The organism is bacterium (genome assembly GCA_013360215.1).
Classification (GTDB): Bacteria; CLD3; CLD3; order SB21; family SB21; genus JABWCP01.
Window position 1 is genome coordinate 18081 of the sequence record JABWCP010000030.1, and the last position, 18979, is coordinate 37059.

Sequence of the window (18979 nt, forward strand, 5' to 3'; positions counted from 1 at the left end):
TAGGATTCAATCTATAATTTTGAGAAAACGCAATTCTTTGCGCAGCTGATCCGGATTTTTGTAATGAATCGCGTGTATGCCCAGTCTCTTCGCCGCCTCGGCGTTTTGTTCACGGTCATCTATGAAAACGCATTCTTCAGGTTTACTATGCGTAATCCGGAGCGCTGTTTCGTAAATTTCTTTGGTCGGTTTGGTAACACCCAAATAACATGAAGAACAAAACACCTGAAAATACTGTTTGAGCTTGAAACGCGCGATGCGGTATTCGTTCAGCGGCAGCGATTCATTGTTCAATGTGGCCATAAAACAACGGCCCGCCTGCGCGACTTCCGTCAGCACATCCATTCCCGGTAGAAGCTCGGATTGGCCAAACATGGATTCTTTAAACGGCTCGCGGGCGACGTGATGCATATCAAAGAGCGTCATATCAAGATATTCATCCAGCGAATAATGCCCGGTCTCAAATCCTGCGGCGACTTCACGATGACGGTCGCCGAATTCGTCTAAATGTTGTTTTTCCGTAATTCCATGCGAATTCAGCACTTTGATTCGCTGTTCGCGATCCCAGGCATTGGTCAAAACTACTCCGCCGAGATCCCAAAACATCGTCGTGATGGGTCGCATAGTCGTGCTCTTTCAATTAAGTGTTTTTTTAAAATTGAAACGAGGGAACTTATACAGTGCACAGGCTTTTTTCAATACCTATATGCTAAAAGAATTTACTGAGGAGCATATCCGTTTCCGTCATTAACGTTCCTCTTTCCTGGCATGGCGTTTCGCTTGATAAAAAAGCGGAATATGGTTATAGTGTGATCATGAGCAATACCTTGCACGATGATATCCGTAGATTGTTGATTCAGGAACAGGATTTGTACGGCGATGAATTTACCCGCGACCCCGCCGCTTCCGGTCTTTGGAATCATGTCTCATGGGATACGCCGGAATATTCTACCACCGATGATGAAAGGCCGCCGGTTGTCGCCGAGCGGATCGAAACCGACATGCCCAAAAACATCCCCCTTCCGACGTTATCCGCTCTCCAGCAAACCATCAGTACCTGCACCAAATGCGAATTGTGCAAAACGCGCAAGCAAACAGTGTTTGGCTCCGGTAATCCGAATGCCGACATCATGTTTATCGGTGAAGCGCCGGGTGCCGATGAAGATGAACAAGGTTTACCTTTCGTAGGTCGCGCCGGTCAGCTTTTGACGAAGATGATCGAAGAGCCGCGTTCTCTCAATCTGCCGCGTTCGGAAGTGTATATAGCCAATATCCTGAAGTGCCGACCGCCGGGCAACCGTAAACCTTTACCCGCCGAAGTCGCACAGTGCGAACCTTATCTCATCACGCAGATCGAATTGATCAAGCCGCGTATTATTTGTGCACTCGGTGCGACATCCGCCAATACGTTACTGAAAAACAACACACCGATCGGTGCGATGCGCGGGCAAACGTTTGATTATCACGGCGTACCTTTACTCATAACGTACCATCCGGCCGCTTTGCTGCGCAACCCCAATTGGAAAAAACCGGCCTGGGACGATATGCTTACACTCCGCGCCATGTATGACAAATTGAAAAAATAAACACCACTTCTCATGGCCCGCGAAGAAAAAGAAAAAAACGCCTCGTACAATGATGTCCTCAAAGACGTGCGCAAAGGAAACGTCGCTCCGATGTATCTGCTCTACGGCAGCGAAGTTTTTCTCGCTGATCAATTGGCCGATGCGATCGTTCAAGCTGTTTTTAATGCCCCCAAAGACGACTTTAATTTGCATATTTTTTACGGCAAAGAAGCGCCGCTGGATACGGTGATCAGCACGGCCTTGGGTTTTCCCGTCATGGCCGATCGGCAAGTTATTATTTTGCGCGAAGCCGATCAGTGGAAACTGACTAAAGATAAACGCGACGACCTCAAAGATCTATTCCCCAAGTTCCCGGATACTACCGTATTTATAGCGATCGGCAGCGGCATTGATGTGCGTACCAATCCCTGGGCATGGATGCGAAAAAACGGCATCGCCATCGAATTCAAACCGTTACGCGAAAATGAAATTCCCGTATGGATCGATCAATTTCTTGATGAACGCGGAAAAAAAATCACGGATCAGGCGTCGTTGTTGCTTCGAACGCGCGTAGATCTATCGCTCAGAGAGGTGCATAATCAGATTGATAAATTATGCACGTATATCGGCGATCGCGATACGATCAATGAAGAAGATGTCGAAGAGGCCGTCGGCATTTCCCGCCAATACAATATTTTTGAATTTTGTAATGCCATCGGTAAACGCGATCTGACTAAAGCCATGGCGGTGTATGAACAAATGGCGCGTTTTGGCGGTGAGCCGGTGTACATGATCGTTATGCTCACGCGGCACTACCATATTCTCCTCAAAATGTGCGAAATGCGTGATCAGGGCACCGCGCCTTCACAGATTCAAGCCGTGATGATGACCGAAAACCGGATTTTTCCCAATTTTTTTCAAACCGACTATTGGCCGCAGGCGCAGAAACATAAAACATCGGATGTCAAACTCGCTTTCCGTTGCCTTTTGCAGGCGGATATTCAGCTTAAGTCCAGCGCCGTTGACAAAGACATGCTCATGCAACATCTGATCTACCAGCTCGCCACGAGTACCGCCGTATGACATCCGAAGAATCCAAACACGATCTCATCAGCGAAAGCCTCCGCGAACTGGTGCGTACGCCGCATTTGGTACGGCAGGCCTTAAAAAATTATCAAAAATTGTCGGATGAAGAAGTGATCAACCGTTTTCAGGAAGGCGATCTCGTAGCTTACGACGTGATCGTGGCCCGATACAAAGATCAGTTGATCAACTATGTGATGAGTTATGTCGGCGAAAAAAAAGATGCCGAAGATATCGTGCAGGATACGTTTGTCAAAATTTACCGTTTCAAACAAATGTATAAACGCATTGCCAAGTTTTCTACATGGGTCTATACTGTCGCCGGCAATCTTGCCAAAAGCGAACTGCGCAAACGCAAACGCCAGCAACTGTATCCGATTTCCAGCCTGGGGACGGATGAAAAAGAATTTGAAGCGGTCGAAACGCGGGTCAATGCGGATGAACTCACGGATTCCTCCGTGAAAAAAGATTTGATCAAAAAAGCGATTAAAACATTGCCGGAGCGATACCGCGAAGTGATTCGCCTTCGTGAGATAGAAAACCTTTCGTACGAAGAAATCGCGGAACAAACGCAACTTCCGATCGGCACCGTACGTTCGCGCATCAATCGCGCCCGTGTACAACTGCAATCCAAATTGAAATTTTTGGTGGAAAAATGAAAACGTCAAAAAAACTTTCCCACGTGGACCATCGCGGCAAAGCGGCTATGGTCGATGTTTCCGGGAAATCGGACACCGAACGTAGTGCAACGGCAATGGCGCGCGTTACGATGAGCGCGGCGGCATTTGATGCCATACAAAACAACGCCATTAAAAAAGGCGATGTACTCACGGTGGCGCAACTCGCCGGAATCATGGCGGCCAAAAAAACTTCGGATCTTATTCCGTTGTGCCATCCGCTTAACATGAGCCGTGTGGATGTCGCCTGTTTTCCTGAACCGGACTCATTGTCCATTCGAATTGAAGCGACGTGCAAACTCCTGGGTAAAACAGGTGTTGAAATGGAGGCCCTAACGGCTGTAACGATTGCGGCGTTGACCGTTTACGATATGGCCAAAGCGATGGATAAAAAGATGGTCATCCGCGATATATGCCTGCTCGAAAAAAGCGGCGGCAAAAGCGGGGTTTTCCGAAACAACAAAATGAAACCTTAATTCTGATGCGTTTTTTTTTCTGTCGTATTGTTTTTATCGGGGCGATTTTATGGGCGCCGCTTTCGGCCCAGCAAATACCCATCGGGGAACATACATCCTATAAACTTTCATACCTTTCGTTTTCGGCCGCTTCGGTTTCGTTTCAGGTAACCGGCATCGTCAATATCAACGACCGCCCATGTTATCGCCTCGTTACGGATGCACAAACCACATCTTTTTTTTCGGCGTTTTATGATTTGCATAATACGTATGAAACCTTTGTAGATACCGTAACCGGACTGCCTTTGCGTTATACCAAAAATATCGCGCAGAAAACCCTCCGCCAGCATTTGACTATAAATTACGATCATGATAACCAAACGGCGCAGTATGACGGCGGAAAATGGGATTCCGTGTTTACCGTAAATGTGCAACCGCAATCGCATACTTTATTTTCAGCGCTATTTGATTTGCGACGACGGACGATGTACGAAGGAAAACAATGGGTTTACAATTTGGATAATGAGACCGAACCGTGGAAGATACAGGTCACCGTTTTATCGCGTGAAAATATCCCGGCGGCAGGAAAAGAGTATCCCGCTTACAAATTAGAAGTTCGATTCATCCCCGTCGGCGAAGAAAAAAAACGAAAGCATACCGACATCGTTACGCGGCGATTGGTACAAAGTGCGACAAAACTATATTATTGGATTGAGGCGGATGCGCCGCATAGGGGTGTGCAGATCGAACATGAAACGTCCCCGTTTAGTACCTACACCATTCTGACCGGTACCGGTAAATAAATCATTACGATTCTTTGAATATTCTATTCATGAATTTTTCATAAGATTTTTCATTGACCGGGCAAATCTCCGGCATCATGCTCAATGTAATGTCATAATGAATAAACGCACGATTGGCCGTAATCTTCAGGAAATCTTCCTTAAACTGCCATTCGGTATGAATATGCGGATTAAGGTCGTTGGGAAGCTTATTGATATAGTGGTCAATGGATTCATGACCGTAGCAAGGGCATAGTTCGTATTCGGCATTTTGTTTTTTCAAAAATGCACGCATCGCCGCTTTATCCAAATGAAAGGTATTACCCTGCCTTTTTCCGAATGTGTACCAAAGTTTGGTATGATACTGCGCATAGTATGTCAGCGGATCCTGCCACCGTAGTACGATATTTCTCCCGTAGCAGCCGATAAAATCAGGATAAACGCTGACTTTGTTTGTACCGCAATAGTCCTGCAGGTTTAGGTTCTTCCGATGACCCCAATATTGCTGATAACAGGCATACCACGTTTCAAAATCGTCTTTTTTGATCTCATCGCCTTTGAGAAAAAAACGCGTGTTTTTCCACGGTCCCGCCAGCGCATACAATTCCTGAAACTTGGAGAAATCTTTTTTGAAATAAATTGCACGAAACCACGTCATGCCGCGCTCATCTACCAGCTCTACGAAAAATGGATTTTTTTTGGCTATGGCAATCGCCTGATCGAGCTTACCGGACGAAGCCATCTCAAATTCGATAGCCACATACCAACCGCGGTCTATCCAGGCTACTTTGCGATGATCTTGAGCGGCGGCAGAGTCCGAAGCCGGTTCGACTTTATGTTTAAGCATATTCCTGTTTAATATGATTCCGTATGACTTATACTTTGAGTATAATAAAAAACCTTCAACAAAAAAAGGCTGCCTTTCGACAGGCAGCCTTTTTGGTGTTCTACTATAGAAGTACATATATTTTCAATTAATGCATAATTAGCTTACCTGATTAAAAATTATTGAATGTACTTTTTTGCAATTTGCACGGAACAACCCTGTATGGATGCAATAAAATTAACTGTTGAAATTGAAAATGACCCAAAACACCCCGATACTCTGTCTCCGTATACGCTTGAATATTCCGATGGCTTGGAACCCATGATCTGATCTAAAAAACTCGAATATGTGGAGTCTGTCCCAAAACCTCGTATCTGGCCAAGCCGCCAGGAATAAAGAGAAAGATTTGAATCAAGCGTAACTACATTGCTGTATGATTCAGTATTGTCTGAATTATTATCAGACAGCAAAACAACACCGCTATCAATTTTCCCAAATGAAAACGCATACGAGAAGGGTACATCAACATCATACGAATTCTTATTTCGAACAAAATTCAACCTCGAATCAACATCTCGCGAATACTGTAAGTGGAATGCCCCTTCCAATGTTCCGTATTCTGTACGATTTAAATAGAATTTATTTCCACAATATAGAGTATCATTATCGCCCGGAAACTCGATTACGGGATCGTTTGGAACTCTTGTGGTGCCCGTAATAATACGTCCATCGGTTAATTCTACTTGCAGAAAATAGCGATTCCCATTAATTATTTTAAGTTCCCTCTTTTTGTCAACAAATATTGTATATCCCCCTAGATACTCTCCTATAAATGTAGTATCCAACTCCACGCTACCGGAATCACTCCAAATTTTAACTTTGGCATCGTCAATAGGAGTCTTCTTGTCTTGATTGACAATAAGGATACGGGGCCAGTAAACGCCAACTGTTGCTGGAAAAACAACATCAAGCTCTTTTATATATACTTTCGAAAGAACTCCTGTAACAATAACTCTGTCTTTCCGATTATCATTTTCACATCCCCAAAAAATAGATAAAGCCAGTATTGATACTAAAATCATAATTGTTTTCATATAAAAATTCACGTGGTGTGGTTTTAAATTAACTATTTAACAAACGTAATGCTATAATCACAAACCAGGTTCCCATAGGCATCCCGAACAGCAGGACAGCTAAATTCCGAAGACGAACCAAAACGAAAATTGAGGTTTGTTGGTGTTATTTGCAAGATATCGCCATTATAGAAAGAATCGTTTTTGCTTCCTTTATCATGAACATCCCAAATTTGATAGTGAAGATTCCATTGCGCAGGAAAAACCGATTTTGAGAGATCATGATAGTACTGTGCGCGAGCATATCTGCGTGTGTTGTTGACAGTAGTATATTTGTGATATGTTGTACCCGCAACCTTATCATTCTCAATAAAAGACAGCCCCGTATTATTAAACGATGAAAGCAACTTTATTGGCGTAGAAAATATTTTTGTTTTGGTACCCTTCGGTTTTTCTGAATCCGGTAAAGTATAGGTCGAGTACTTACTTTCCGAGTTTATTTGATTTGCATAGGCTTTGTCCTTAGGTGTACCTGAGACCATAAGTATTTCAATGTCATCAGCGGATGAATCGTATTTTCTAAACAGTCTCATGGCTTTAATTTTAAATTCAAAAGCCGAACTATTGTTGCTTCCTTTATTTAAAACAGATGGATCATTTTCTTCAGCTTCAAGAGTTACCATGATAGCGTTATAAGGAAGAGACTCTAAAGTCAACTCGTTAAATTCCGTACGTGGGTCTAAACCGACCGCTTCAGAGGCCGTACTTGCCTGTGCAAGGTTTTCATTGTCATAGTTGGCGCCGTCATAGTCAAGGTTTTCTAAATGAACTACATCTACTGTGCCATCGGCCAATGTGAAAGGAACCTCCATTTCTTCCGCCGTCTCATCGTACACATAGTCAAAATCAGGATCAACGCCAACCCCTGGAGGTAACATAGCTTGCTTAGCAAGGCTCTCCTCTGTTAGTTCTGAACTGTTGTGATTAATTAACTCCAATTTTATGGAGTGCTTCTTACCATTTATCCATACATAATCCGGTATGTTTAATACTGCATCATTGGATTTTTGCAAGGATTTTTTTAAAGAAGAAAACGGAACGGCGGTTTTACGAATTGATTGAAACAAAGAGAAATCGAACCAAGTTGGATTTGAACCCAACGCCGAAGCAACTTCTTTTAGGTAAGGTGAAACTTGTTCTTCAGAATCGAAAGAAGGAATCTCCCCGAGTTGAAATCTATTATCGTTTTCGGGTTGATTGCAGGCTACAAAAGATAGAACTAACGCAAGGGCAACCCCCCCGCAAATTCCAAGCCAATTTTCTGGTTTTCAGAATCGAAATCATAAGTGTAACTCCCTATTTATTTATTTTTCCACACCACGTGAAGGTAATTCAATTTTATGATTTTTGGGTCGGTTACGACAAAAACAGTATACAAACATGGTACTATAATAATTTTTTTTTAAAAAAATCAATAATTGTTCTTAAAAAAAGGCTGCCTTTCGACAGGCAGCCTTTGAAATCCATTTATTCTTTCAAACTATTTTTTCTGATCGCCGAAAGGCAATTTGGTCGTAATGCCCACAAAAGGCATCACATAATTAACAGCCTTCAGAGATTTGTCTTTTTTCTCGATGAAAGTCCATTTGTAGTCAATACCGGCTTGCATGACAAAAGGTCCCATCGTATAGGCTTCATAACCGAGGATCAAATGGGCTACGCTGCGTTTGCTGCGAAAACGAAATGCATCCGCAACACCGTCTAGGTATCCTTTATCATACGTTCCCGATACGATAACTTTAGGAATCAGATTAGGTGCGGACATTCCGATATGGATATAAGCGCTCTCGGACTTTTTAGCATTGTCGGGAATACTGATACCGCCTACAAATTGAATCTTGCCGATCAGATTGGCATAGATTTCACCGTAGTTGCCCTGGACGGCTTCGGCGTCGACGACTTTGTAAGCCTTAGCGTCTTTATTGATTTCATAGACCGCGTCAAAATACTGCGGCATAAAGTCGCTGCTGAAAATACGACGTTCCAGTTTTACGCCTAACTGGAATACATTGGCGATGAGATTAAATCGGAAATTACTTCCCAACGCAAAACCTTGCCCCGCGCCGTAGCTCTTGCCCATGCTCGCGGCGGAGTCGGCGAGATCATCGTTTTTCAACATGCGCGCAAATTCTGTATACGGTTGTATTTGTAGAAAACCATTATCCACAACCGTGATACCGGCATCTACACCCATGACGGTCATACCTTGAATGGCCGTCTTATTATCACGATCCGTCATATACGTTGCGCCGAATTCCGTACTTTTGATGATCGGTATATCCGTTTGTTTGAAAGGTTTGACGTACGGACGCACACCGTAAATGCTCACGCGATCAAAATCACTATACACCGCTTCGAAACCGTATTGCTGTTCGTAATTGATATCTACATTCATACCGATCTTACGTTTTTCAAAGCTGATCCCGTTGGTATAATTATACATGATGAGACCATAACCCATCGTCGTTCCGGTCAGATCACCCAACCGCGCATAGACAGGATCTTTGTGTTTTACGCCATAACGGATATAGCGTATCATACGCAACGGCCCGACGCCGCCTTTAAATTCATCCGTACGCAGTTTGCCGTTTTCCGTGCTAAAAAGCAGAGGCACGTCCAAACCCATACCGAATTTTCCGAGCGTCAGTTCGGGTTGAATACGCAAACTGATATAACTTTTTCCGTCAATCGTTGTCACACCCGCCGGCATGGTAAATTGACTTCCGCCGGAACCGTCATAAGGTCCTTGAAAATCAAAGCCACCCGACGAAGAAGCGCCTTCACCGGTTGTAGGATTACCGCCTTCTTCTTGTGCTGACACGGAAAACGCTCCCGCGATAACCAACATCAGCATGACACGTAAGAACTTTTGAAAACGCATTGTACCTCCTGACATTATTAAATGTACGCCATTCATCCGATTAAACGGGCTAAGGTAAAACGAATATCGTCTATTTGCAAACTTGAAAATATATGCCGACAAAATAAAATCTTTGAGCATACAGGCTAAGATCATATATTGACGCCATAATTCTATTATCGGATTGACGTATGAATATTTCATCTCAAAAAATTATTTACCCTTTACTCGCCAGTCTGACACTCGGCCTAGCGCCTTTCTTTCCGGAACCTCATATTTGGAAACAAATTGTTAACATCACCAACGGAACTTTTACCGAGCCGCTGGATTGGTTTGATTTGGCCATGCATGGCGCACCGTGGATATGGCTGATCTATGCGCTTGTAAAACAATTCAACAAGCCCGTTGAGCCGTCATAGAATTTTTAAATCTGATAAAATCTCTTTGTAATATATCACACGGATTCTACAAACCCTTGCCTGTAGCGGTTCTTCAGTGATTTTTTTATTTTTTTTTGTTGACTTCTTTTTTTAGACAGCCTATACTTGACCCGTTCTTATCTTTTCAAGTTATTCCTTTCTGATTTGTTTTATTCACTTCGGTCGCCTGTGACCAATCCGCAAAAGCATTTCCTTTGCTTTGGCGTTACGATTTAAAATTCTTCTGCTGCGTAAAGTAATTAACGCAGATTGTCGGTATTGACAAACCTTACTCTTATGAGGAGGAGTATGAGGCTTGTTGTTCATCACCGCATTCCGGCTTTACAAAGGCCGTCCCTTTTTTGCCCGCCCTGAACGGTACGGATACCGTTTCGTTTTTCATTACTTCATTTTTATTAAATAACAAATTTTCCAACGGCATGGTTATGAGGAGAGAATAACCCATGAAAACAATGTTACGCCTAGTGCGTTATACTACACTATTATGTTTTAGTGTTCTGGCCTTTGCGCCGGTGTATGGACAACAATCCGTACCATCCTGGATTTCACAGGACAAATCGTTTAAAGAAACATCGAAAGAATTCGAACAGTACTGGAAAGGAAAAGATGTTCATGACAAAGCCGTGATTCGCGGCAAAGGATTCAAACAGTTTAATCGTTATCAATGGTTTTGGAGTACGCGTACCAACGCGCAAGGTGTTTTTGATCCCAGTTTGTACCTTGAAGCCAAAGCTGAAAAATATTCCAATTTTCCAAATTCCAATTTTGCACCGCGCCGCGGTATGAATCGCGCGATGGTCAACAGTTCCAACTGGACCACGCTCGGTCCGCAAACCGCCATACCGACGAACGGTGGCGCAGGACGTGTGAATTGCATCGTTTTTGATCCGAGCAACAGCAACACGATTTATATCGGTACGCCGGGCGGCGGTCTCTGGAAAACCACCAATGGCGGTACATCGTGGACAACCAATACGGATGAATTGGGTACTTTAGGCGTGTCGCATTTGGCGATTGACCCTACCAATACCAATACGATGTATCTTGCAACCGGTGACAACGACGCCGGCGATACGTATTCCATCGGTATTCTCAAATCCGTGGACGGCGGCTTGACCTGGTCGGCGACAGGATTGACATGGACAGCCAATCAACTTTATCGTATTTCAAAAATTAGTATCAATCCTACATCCACAAGCACGCTCGTCGCTACGACCAGCAACGGTATTTATCGTTCGACGGATGCGGGCGCCACTTGGACACAAGTACAAACCGGTAACTTCAAAGATCTGGATGTCAATCCATCCAACTATAATGAACAGTACGCCAGTTTTTACGGCAACGGCACCGCTTCTATTTATAAATCCGCCAACGGCGGCTTGACATGGACTAAATTGACTTCCGGCCTTCCGACGACAGGTGTATTGCGTTGCGCCGTGGCCATCGCACCTTCGACACCGTCCACCGTGTATGCGATTTATTGTGATAACACCTCGGGCGGTTATGGTCTCTATGGTATTTATAAATCTACTAATAGCGGTTCGACGTGGACACAAGTCAAAACCTCTGCCAGCCCCAATGTACTCGGATGGAATAGTAACGGCGGTGATACCGGTGTCGGTCAAGGTTGGTATGATCTCTGCATCACCGTTTCCCCGACGGATGCCAATACGGTTTATACCGGCGGTGTAAACATCTGGCGTTCTACCAATGGTGGTACAACATGGACACTGAATGCTCAGTGGCAAGGATCAGGCGCTCCTTACGTACATGCCGATCATCATGCGATCGAATTTTTACCCGGCAGCGGTACCACTTTGTTTTCCGGTAACGATGGCGGATTCTTCAAAACTACCAATAGCGGAACAACATGGACCGATTTTAGTAACGGCCTCGGAATCCATCAGTATTATCGTATCAGTGCAGCCAAAACCAGCGCTAATACGATACTCGGTGGCGCTCAGGATAACGGCACGGATCGTTATAACGGAACGAGCTGGTCACGCATCATTGGCGGCGACGGTATGGAATGTCAGGTAGATTATACCAACGCCAATATTCAATACGGCGCATTATACTACGGCGATCTGTATCGCACGACTACAGGTGGTACCCCGTCCAATATTTCCGATCCTACAGAGGATGGCGCATGGGTGACTCCGTACGTATTGCATCCGACGACCAATACAACCATGTATTATGCGACATCAAGTCGTATATATCGGTCAACCAATATCACCAATACCACCCCGACGTGGACCTCGATCAGCAGTGTGCTTGGTTCGGCAAGCGACCCGCTCACGGTCCTCGCTGTAGCACCTTCCAATGGAACAACGATCCTCACAGCTAATGCGGCAGGCGCTTGGAAAGGAACAGCCAGCGGCTCGACCTGGACATTTACAAGTTTGTCAAGCAGCGGTTTGCCGGCCGGTGTTACCTCATTTGCATTTCACCCTACGGATGTAAATACCGCGTGGGCTACCATCGGCGGTTTCACGGCGGGTAGCAAAGTTTATAAAACCACCAATGGCGGTACTTCGTGGACAAATATTTCCGGTTCTTTGGTCAATGTACCAGCTAACTGCGTCGCCATACATCCTTCCACTCCGACCGATGTCTATATCGGAACCGATCTTGGTATATTTTATTCGTCCAATGGCGGCACTACTTGGGAAGCTTATGATACAGGATTGCCCAATGTTATCGTTACCGATCTGGATATTCATGTAAGTGCCGGTAAAATTCGTGCAGCGACGTATGGTCGAGGATTATGGGAATCGCCGCTCAATACGACTACACCTTCAAATTCGGTAACTGTCACAGCACCCAATGGCGGCGAGTCGCTTACCGGCGGCAGTGCTACGACGATCACATGGTCCTCGACAGGAACGATTGCTAATGTCAAATTGGAATATTCCGTGAATGGCGGAACCAATTGGACGGTGATTACGGCTTCTACGACCAATGACGGTTCCGAAGCATGGACCGTTCCTTCTTCAGCGACGACGCAAGGTCGCGTGCGTGTCAGCGATGCATCCGTTTCTGCGACCAATGACATGAGTAATGCTAATTTTACAATCACGGTAAGCGCATCCAACAGTGTCACATTGACAGCGCCCAATGGCGGCCAATCGTTCACCGGCGGTAGCGCGACGACGATCACGTGGTCCTCCACGGGAACAATCGCCAATGTAAAACTAGAATACTCGCTCAATGCCGGCTCGACATGGACACAGATCACGGCTTCCACGGCCAATGACGGCTCCGAAGCGTGGACTGTTCCGAGTTCAGCAACCACCCAAGGGCGCATTCGCGTAAGTGATGCCGCAAATGCCGCTACGACGGATATGAGTGATGCTAATTTTACCATCACTACCGGTACGCCGCCGATTACGGCAGAGTCTGAAAGTAACGGTACTTCCGGAACCGCGGATGGTCCGGTGGGTACAGGTGTAGCCGTATCCGGAGCCATCTCATCAACTACGGATAACGACTATTATTATTTTGATGTATCAACCGCAGGTTCCATCAATATTTCGATGAGTATTGCCACGGCGAATAAAGACCTTGATTTCTTCCTGTATAATGCCTCGCTTACGGAAGTAGCACGTGCTTACACAACGAATAATCCTGAAGTTGTAAATTATACCGCCGCGGTTGGACGTTACTATATCAAAGTAAACGGTTATAATAGCGCTCAATCGGCTTATACCTTGACCGTGAGCGGCGGATTGGCTCAAGTAACCCGTGGTGGCGAAAAAGGATTGGCCGGTATTCCGCAGAAAGTCGAACTTCTGCAGAATTATCCCAACCCGTTCAACCCGTCCACAATGATTCGTTTTGGTTTACCGTCTGAAAACGACGTCACGCTCAAAATCTACAATCTCATGGGACAAGAAGTACGTACGCTGTTCAGCGGACGTATGAAAGCCGGTCAAAATGAGGTTTTGTGGGATGGTCGCAATGCCGCAGGGCAGCAGGTCTCCAGCGGTACCTATATCTATCGCCTGCAAGTCGGACAAGAAATCATTTCACGACGGATGAACTTTATCAAATAATTCATCGCGCTCGAACAAATACGAAGCCCGGTCTGAAATTTCAGATCGGGCTTTTTTTATAAACCTGCTGAGAACCTGAGTTTGTTTTGATCAGATGTGATGTACAACCTCAAACAATCGTTCTAACTTAGCTTTATCTAATTTTCCGTCGGTTCGTACGCTGCTGCACAGATCTATACCAAAAGGTTGCACCGTTTCGATAGCTTCGCGTACGTTTTCAACATTGAGTCCGCCGGCCAAAAACAGAGGAACTTTGATCGCGGCTCGGATGCGTGCGCTGATTCGCCAGTCGTGTTTACGGCCAGTTCCGCCAAGTTCCTTGACGGCCAATTTTTGATTTCCCGAATCCAGTAATACCGCATCGGCAAACTCCGATACGCGTATCGCTTCGTTGATGGATGATTCGTCCGTCACATGTACGACTTGTACGATAGCGATCCCCGGCAAAGCTTTTCGGATAACTTCGTAAGTACCGTTCGTCAAATGATCACATATTTGAATCGTATTGGTTCCACAAAACTTTTGTTGTGTTACGATCGCGGCGGCATCTTGTTTACTGGTCAAAAGAAACGAAGCTATCGGAGGGGGGATGATCCGCGCGATATCCCTGATTATTTCATCGGAAATAACCCCCGGCCCGCTCGGCATGGACGAAACCAATCCCAATGCATCCGCACCGGTTTGAATCGCTGTACGCGCCTCTTCGCGTGAAGAAATGCAGCAGATTTTCACTCGAGTACGAGACAAAAAAAATTCCGTTCTATTTGGTATTGGTGGTACGAAGCCGTTGTACCAATACGGCGAAAATATTACGGGTGATTTCGACCTTATCAAACAAGATCGAATAAAAATCATCCGATGACAGTTTTAAAAGCGTCGTATCGGCAACGGCGGTCACCGAAGCGGAACGCGGTTCGTTATCAAGCACGGCCATTTCACCGAAATATTTCTTTTCACCCAAAGTGGCCAAATCTTTGTTGCCTTTGTGGATCAAAACGGAACCGCTAACGATACCGTACATGGCATCGCCCTGATCGCCTTCTAAGAAAATATCTTGTCCCTTTTTGTACTTCACTTCTTCGATGGTATTGGCCAGCATGACCATATCTTCATCCGGCAAACTGGCAAAGAGATCTATTTCTTTGAGCAGCAGCACGCGCTTGAGTAAAGCCTGGCTATCCAATTCGGATGCGATATTGGCGCTTTCGCCTTCGATCATTTCCTCGACGGCGCTTTCTTCGATTTGCGGTATGACCGGTTTGGGAGCGCCCCCGCCGGCGGCAGCGACTTTGGCCAATTGCTGGCGCAACCGTTGCGTAAGCATGCGGATCACGCCTTTGGCAATTTCGATACGATCGGCGATAATATCATAAAACGCTTCGGATTCTAATTTGAACATCAACGTGTCTTCCAATGCCGTGACGCTGGCCGATCGTTTTTCGTTATCCAAAATGGCCATTTCACCGAAACATTGGCCCGGCCCCATTTCTACCAATCGCGTCTCGCCTTTATGAATCAATACTTTGCCTTTGATAACGACATAAAACGAATCGCCCGTCTCACCTTCGTGAAATACCGCTTCACCGGCATGACACTTGGCGGATTTCATTTGCAGGGCGATATTGGCAAGATATTCACCGGAAAGGGAGGCAAAAAAACTGACGCGTTTGAGGATCGCGACTTTTTGAATAATGTTTAGAACTTCTTTGCGCTCAAAACTGACCTGCGTATCGTGGATGAGTTTGCGCAGCGCAAACGCACGGTTGTGATCCCATTCGTCAAACTTCGGCGACGTGCTTACAAACTCCACGCACATTTTGAGCCAATCATGATCTTTGCCGTAAGCCGCCATCAGGGTATCAAAAAATTTGATCGCATCCCGCTCTTCGTTAAACTTATGCGAGATATGCGAATTGACGATTTGTACTACGGATGTGCGCAATTCGCCTTCCAGCATATTATCCAGCACTTCGACGGCATTGGCCTGTACGCGTTTGTCGGTATTGGACAGATTGAGAAAAACCGTAGTGATCACTTTGTGGTCATGCAAAAAGCCGAGCAGTTTAAATACGCGTTCAAACACGCCGTGGCGAATATGCGTTACGGATTCGATCAAAATCGCAATGCCATCAAAGGGTTTTGCGGCATTTAACGTTTGCGTAAAAAAGCGATGCTCTTGAAATTCAAGATTGATCCATTTTTCGATCAAGTCGCGATCTAACTCTACGTCGTGGTTACGAAATTGTATCTTGGCTAAGGAGTCTAATATTTTCAAACGCAGATACGGCCCGGCGTGATCGTAGTTTTTAAGCATGATGTCCGCACATTCCTGCGATGCGATCATCTCAAAAACGCGGGGTATGTATAAACTGATTTCCTGATACTGCCGGCTAAACTCCAGATACGTTCGCAGGGTCGGTACGATATCGGCCGCATCAAATGCCGACAGTGCCTCCATCGCTTTATGCCGTGTTTCTTTTTGTTTAAGCTTTTTGATGATCATCGGGATCAGATCGATCGCGTTGATGCGATGCGCCGCATCAATGGCAAATATCTGCACTTCTTTGGATGGATCGTCGAGAAGTTTGATCAACGGTTTATGAAAATTTTTCAGTCCGATACGACCGATGATGCGCGCGATTTCTTTACGATCATTGATGCGCGGACTTTCGAGCATCTGTTTGAAGATATCCACGGAATAAAATATACCGTCAATACCGTAATACTGCATTAACCCTGAAATGGCCGCCCCTTTGATCTCCGAATCTTCGTCAATCAAAAACGATAATATGCGTTTGATGTGGTTGTCATCCCCATACGCCGAAAGCGTGAGGATAGCCTGCACTTTCACTTCGGTATGATCGTCTCCAAGGCGTTTGATGACTTCATCCACAGCTTGCCGCGGTGTGATTTTTTCGATGACGCGCAGAGCTTCGGTGCGCACGCGCGGTGACTTGTGATGCATCAATGTCAACACGTGCGGGATGAGATAAAATCCTTCGATATTTTTTAGCGCGTCTAAGCAATACAATACGCGGCGGTCGTCTTGACTTTCCAGGCCTTGTACAAGTATCTCGATGGCCGAACTGTCCGACACGTTAAAATTGATATCTTTGAAATCAATCTGGTTGGCTTTGAGCGTAGAGAAAAGCGATTTGACGTATTCGCGCTTAACGAGGAAAATAGCGATGATACAGATGATCAGTAACCCGACTACGGCCAGACTGATATCGTTTACGGCGACCGGAAAAAAATGGGCCGACAAAATCAGCAGTATCGCGCTTCCGCTCTTTGATAATGGTTTGATGATCCCGTCAACAAAAACTTTCGCACGCCCGCGCACGTTGGCATGCAGCGGTACATACATCAGTTGGCTGGCCGACGAATAGATCGTATCGCTGAAAATTTTATCGCTCGCTTTCGCAAAAACGACCGCATTGAGTATCGGCATGAGATACAGCACCAATGAACCGATCATGACCGTGCCGGGAATCGCCGGCGCAAACCAAATACTGAGCGAACTGATCAGCAAAAAAATCGGCAGAATCAAAAGCGAAACAAGTATACCGTATTTTGATAAAATGCGCGAACTCAGAAAAAACTGAAATACCAGAGCGACGATACCCGTGTAACCGTAAAACTGACCTAACACGGCTGCCAATTCATCATTACGGTAGTACTCTTTGAGCACCATTTTAAACTGGTAATCAATAAACATGAGCACCATCGTGATGATACTTACGATGATGGCGATCAGTTTGAGATGATAGATACTGCCGAGTTTCTGCTTTTCTTCGGCTTTTTTATGCGCTTTTTTATCGGTCACACTGTGGGTTTCGCGTACCGTATCGGTAAATTCGCGGCGCGCAAGCAGGCGAACCAAAATCACGCACAACCCCATCAAGCCGCCGTACATCGTAATGAGATTGGACGTACCGATGGCATGCACCAAAGCTTTGATCGAAAAACCGCTGATCATACCGCCCAAAATACCGGCGCTCAGAATAATGCCGATCAGTCGTTTGGCCTGCCGCGTATCCAAAACGTCATTGGTAAATGTCCAAAACTGGAGTATGAGGAGGAAGTTAAATACTTCAAATCCCACATAGATCATGGGATACATCAGCGACCAACCGGAATCCACAAAAATACGTGTAACCCCGACGGCCAATATCATACCGCCGGTAACGGCATAGATCAGCCGGTCACGTCGGAAGCGATCCACTATGGCGTGAAACGCCACGCCGCATACGCTGAGCGCAATGGAGATGGCAAGATACATGTACGACAGCTTGGTCGCATCAAAACGGCTAAGAAAAAGCGTGTCCGCAGCCGTTCGTCCGACGATGGTAGCCGCCGTCATAAAAAAAAGATATGCGAAGAGAATCCCCGTCTTAAAGTATTCCTCTCGTTCTACGGCAAGAATACGTCCAACGCGAATCGTCGAGATTTTAGAAGCCATACACCGTGTTTGGCAAGACCTGATTCCAGTAAATAACTAGCGGACACAACAGTATGTAATGTACATAACTTTTAACGATAGATGCAAGCTGCGTACATGGCAAACCGGGAGACAACATATGGAAGATAAATAGATAATAAACGGAATAAAGTTCCTGTGGGATGAACTATGCGGCAGCTCTTTTTTTTGAAATTTTCTGACACCGCTCATATTGAAAGTAAACACAAAACATCTCGCAGAAACGCAAAGGAAAAACTGTTCAATTTCTTAGCAGCTTGGGGAAAATGAGTTCGTCATTGATCACTCCGATTCTTAATGCTCGTGAGTAAATCACCTCGCAAAGACGCAAAGGAATAAACTATTCAATTTCTTAGCGGCTTGACGAGAATGAGTTCGCCATTGATCACTCTGATTCTTGATGCTCGTGAGTAAATCACCTCGCAGAGATGCAAAGGAAAAACTGTTCAATTTCTTAGCAGCTTGGCGAGAATGAGTTCGTCATTGATCACTCTGATTCTTGATGCTCGTGAGTAAATTGGCTCGCAAAGACGCAATAGAAAAAACTATTCAATTTCTTAGCGGCTCGGCGAGAATAGTTCGTCATTGATCACTCTGATTCTTGATGCTCGTGAGTAAAT

The 18979-nt window shown here is 45.4% G+C and carries 14 protein-coding genes; 7 read left to right on the forward strand and 7 right to left on the reverse strand.

The features are described from left to right. Positions 1-6: 6 nt before the first annotated feature. Entirely contained in the window at positions 7-624 is a 618-nt protein-coding gene (locus HUU58_13910; protein ID NUN46767.1) for an HAD-IA family hydrolase, read from the reverse strand. Between the two features lie 377 nt (positions 625-1001). Between HUU58_13910 and HUU58_13915 the strand changes: the two genes are divergently transcribed. Genes HUU58_13915 through HUU58_13935 form a run of 5 tightly spaced genes read left to right on the forward strand, consistent with a single transcriptional unit; the run spans position 1002 to position 4583 of the window. Continuing rightward, on the forward strand, positions 1002-1586 hold the full coding sequence (locus tag HUU58_13915; protein ID NUN46768.1) for a uracil-DNA glycosylase: 585 nt from the start codon (positions 1002-1004) through the stop codon (positions 1584-1586). Between the two features lie 12 nt (positions 1587-1598). Then, positions 1599-2648: a DNA polymerase III subunit delta gene (holA, locus tag HUU58_13920; protein NUN46769.1), complete on the forward strand. Its 1050-nt coding sequence runs from the start codon at positions 1599-1601 to the stop codon at positions 2646-2648. Further along, positions 2645-3307: a sigma-70 family RNA polymerase sigma factor gene (locus HUU58_13925; GenBank protein ID NUN46770.1), complete on the forward strand. Its 663-nt coding sequence runs from the start codon at positions 2645-2647 to the stop codon at positions 3305-3307. The genes holA and HUU58_13925 overlap by 4 nt, the downstream gene beginning before the upstream one ends. Continuing rightward, entirely contained in the window at positions 3304-3801 is a 498-nt protein-coding gene (gene moaC / locus HUU58_13930; GenBank protein NUN46771.1) for a cyclic pyranopterin monophosphate synthase MoaC, read from the forward strand. The genes HUU58_13925 and moaC overlap by 4 nt, the downstream gene beginning before the upstream one ends. A gap of 5 nt (positions 3802-3806) precedes the next feature. Then, positions 3807-4583: a DUF3108 domain-containing protein gene (locus HUU58_13935; GenBank protein NUN46772.1), complete on the forward strand. Its 777-nt coding sequence runs from the start codon at positions 3807-3809 to the stop codon at positions 4581-4583. Positions 4584-4587: 4 nt separating this feature from the next. On the opposite strand, the gene HUU58_13940 is transcribed toward HUU58_13935, so the two are convergent. From HUU58_13940 to HUU58_13955, 4 genes are all read right to left on the reverse strand, one after another. Continuing rightward, positions 4588-5409 carry a hypothetical protein gene (locus HUU58_13940; protein ID NUN46773.1) on the reverse strand — a complete coding sequence of 274 codons (822 nt, stop codon included), beginning with the start codon at positions 5407-5409 and terminating at the stop codon, positions 4588-4590. Between the two features lie 158 nt (positions 5410-5567). Next, on the reverse strand, positions 5568-6482 hold the full coding sequence (locus tag HUU58_13945; protein ID NUN46774.1) for a hypothetical protein: 915 nt from the start codon (positions 6480-6482) through the stop codon (positions 5568-5570). Positions 6483-6514: 32 nt separating this feature from the next. After that, complete coding sequence (locus tag HUU58_13950) at positions 6515-7621, reverse strand: hypothetical protein (protein NUN46775.1); 1107 nt, start codon at positions 7619-7621, stop codon at positions 6515-6517. A 380-nt stretch (positions 7622-8001) separates the two neighbouring features. Further along, a complete protein-coding gene (locus HUU58_13955) occupies positions 8002-9402 on the reverse strand; it encodes a hypothetical protein (protein ID NUN46776.1) in 1401 nt (466 codons plus the stop codon). 170 nt (positions 9403-9572) lie between these two features. Between HUU58_13955 and HUU58_13960 the strand changes: the two genes are divergently transcribed. Continuing rightward, on the forward strand, positions 9573-9800 hold the full coding sequence (locus tag HUU58_13960; protein NUN46777.1) for an RND transporter: 228 nt from the start codon (positions 9573-9575) through the stop codon (positions 9798-9800). Positions 9801-10264: 464 nt separating this feature from the next. Beyond that, on the forward strand, positions 10265-13879 hold the full coding sequence (locus HUU58_13965) for a T9SS type A sorting domain-containing protein (protein ID NUN46778.1): 3615 nt from the start codon (positions 10265-10267) through the stop codon (positions 13877-13879). Positions 13880-13969: 90 nt separating this feature from the next. On the opposite strand, the gene HUU58_13970 is transcribed toward HUU58_13965, so the two are convergent. Together HUU58_13970 and HUU58_13975 are read right to left on the reverse strand one after the other, a co-directional pair. Further along, the gene (locus tag HUU58_13970) at positions 13970-14734 is read right to left on the reverse strand and encodes a phosphoribosylanthranilate isomerase (GenBank protein ID NUN46779.1); all 765 of its coding nucleotides are present in this window, start codon (positions 14732-14734) and stop codon (positions 13970-13972) included. Further along, positions 14640-18341, reverse strand: a complete 3702-nt coding sequence (locus HUU58_13975) for a cyclic nucleotide-binding domain-containing protein (protein NUN46780.1) — start codon at positions 18339-18341, stop codon at positions 14640-14642. Before HUU58_13975 ends, HUU58_13970 begins: the two co-directional genes overlap by 95 nt. Positions 18342-18979 lie beyond the last annotated feature (638 nt).

Bases quoted from the DNA above. Each gene is read 5' to 3' on its own strand.
- HUU58_13910 (NUN46767.1), bottom strand. From the start codon at position 624: ATGCGACCCATCACGACGATGTTTTGGGATCTCGGCGGAGTAGTTTTG.
- HUU58_13945 (NUN46774.1), bottom strand. From the start codon at position 6,482: ATGAAAACAATTATGATTTTAGTATCAATACTGGCTTTATCTATTTTT.
- HUU58_13955 (NUN46776.1), bottom strand. From the start codon at position 9,402: ATGCGTTTTCAAAAGTTCTTACGTGTCATGCTGATGTTGGTTATCGCG.
- HUU58_13960 (NUN46777.1), top strand. From the start codon at position 9,573: ATGAATATTTCATCTCAAAAAATTATTTACCCTTTACTCGCCAGTCTG.
- HUU58_13970 (NUN46779.1), bottom strand. From the start codon at position 14,734: ATGATTTTTATTCGATCTTGTTTGATAAGGTCGAAATCACCCGTAATA.
- HUU58_13965 (NUN46778.1), top strand. From the start codon at position 10,265: ATGAAAACAATGTTACGCCTAGTGCGTTATACTACACTATTATGTTTT.
- HUU58_13925 (NUN46770.1), top strand. From the start codon at position 2,645: ATGACATCCGAAGAATCCAAACACGATCTCATCAGCGAAAGCCTCCGC.
- HUU58_13940 (NUN46773.1), bottom strand. From the start codon at position 5,409: ATGCTTAAACATAAAGTCGAACCGGCTTCGGACTCTGCCGCCGCTCAA.
- HUU58_13915 (NUN46768.1), top strand. From the start codon at position 1,002: ATGCCCAAAAACATCCCCCTTCCGACGTTATCCGCTCTCCAGCAAACC.
- moaC (NUN46771.1), top strand. From the start codon at position 3,304: ATGAAAACGTCAAAAAAACTTTCCCACGTGGACCATCGCGGCAAAGCG.
- holA (NUN46769.1), top strand. From the start codon at position 1,599: ATGGCCCGCGAAGAAAAAGAAAAAAACGCCTCGTACAATGATGTCCTC.
- HUU58_13975 (NUN46780.1), bottom strand. From the start codon at position 18,341: ATGGCTTCTAAAATCTCGACGATTCGCGTTGGACGTATTCTTGCCGTA.
- HUU58_13935 (NUN46772.1), top strand. From the start codon at position 3,807: ATGCGTTTTTTTTTCTGTCGTATTGTTTTTATCGGGGCGATTTTATGG.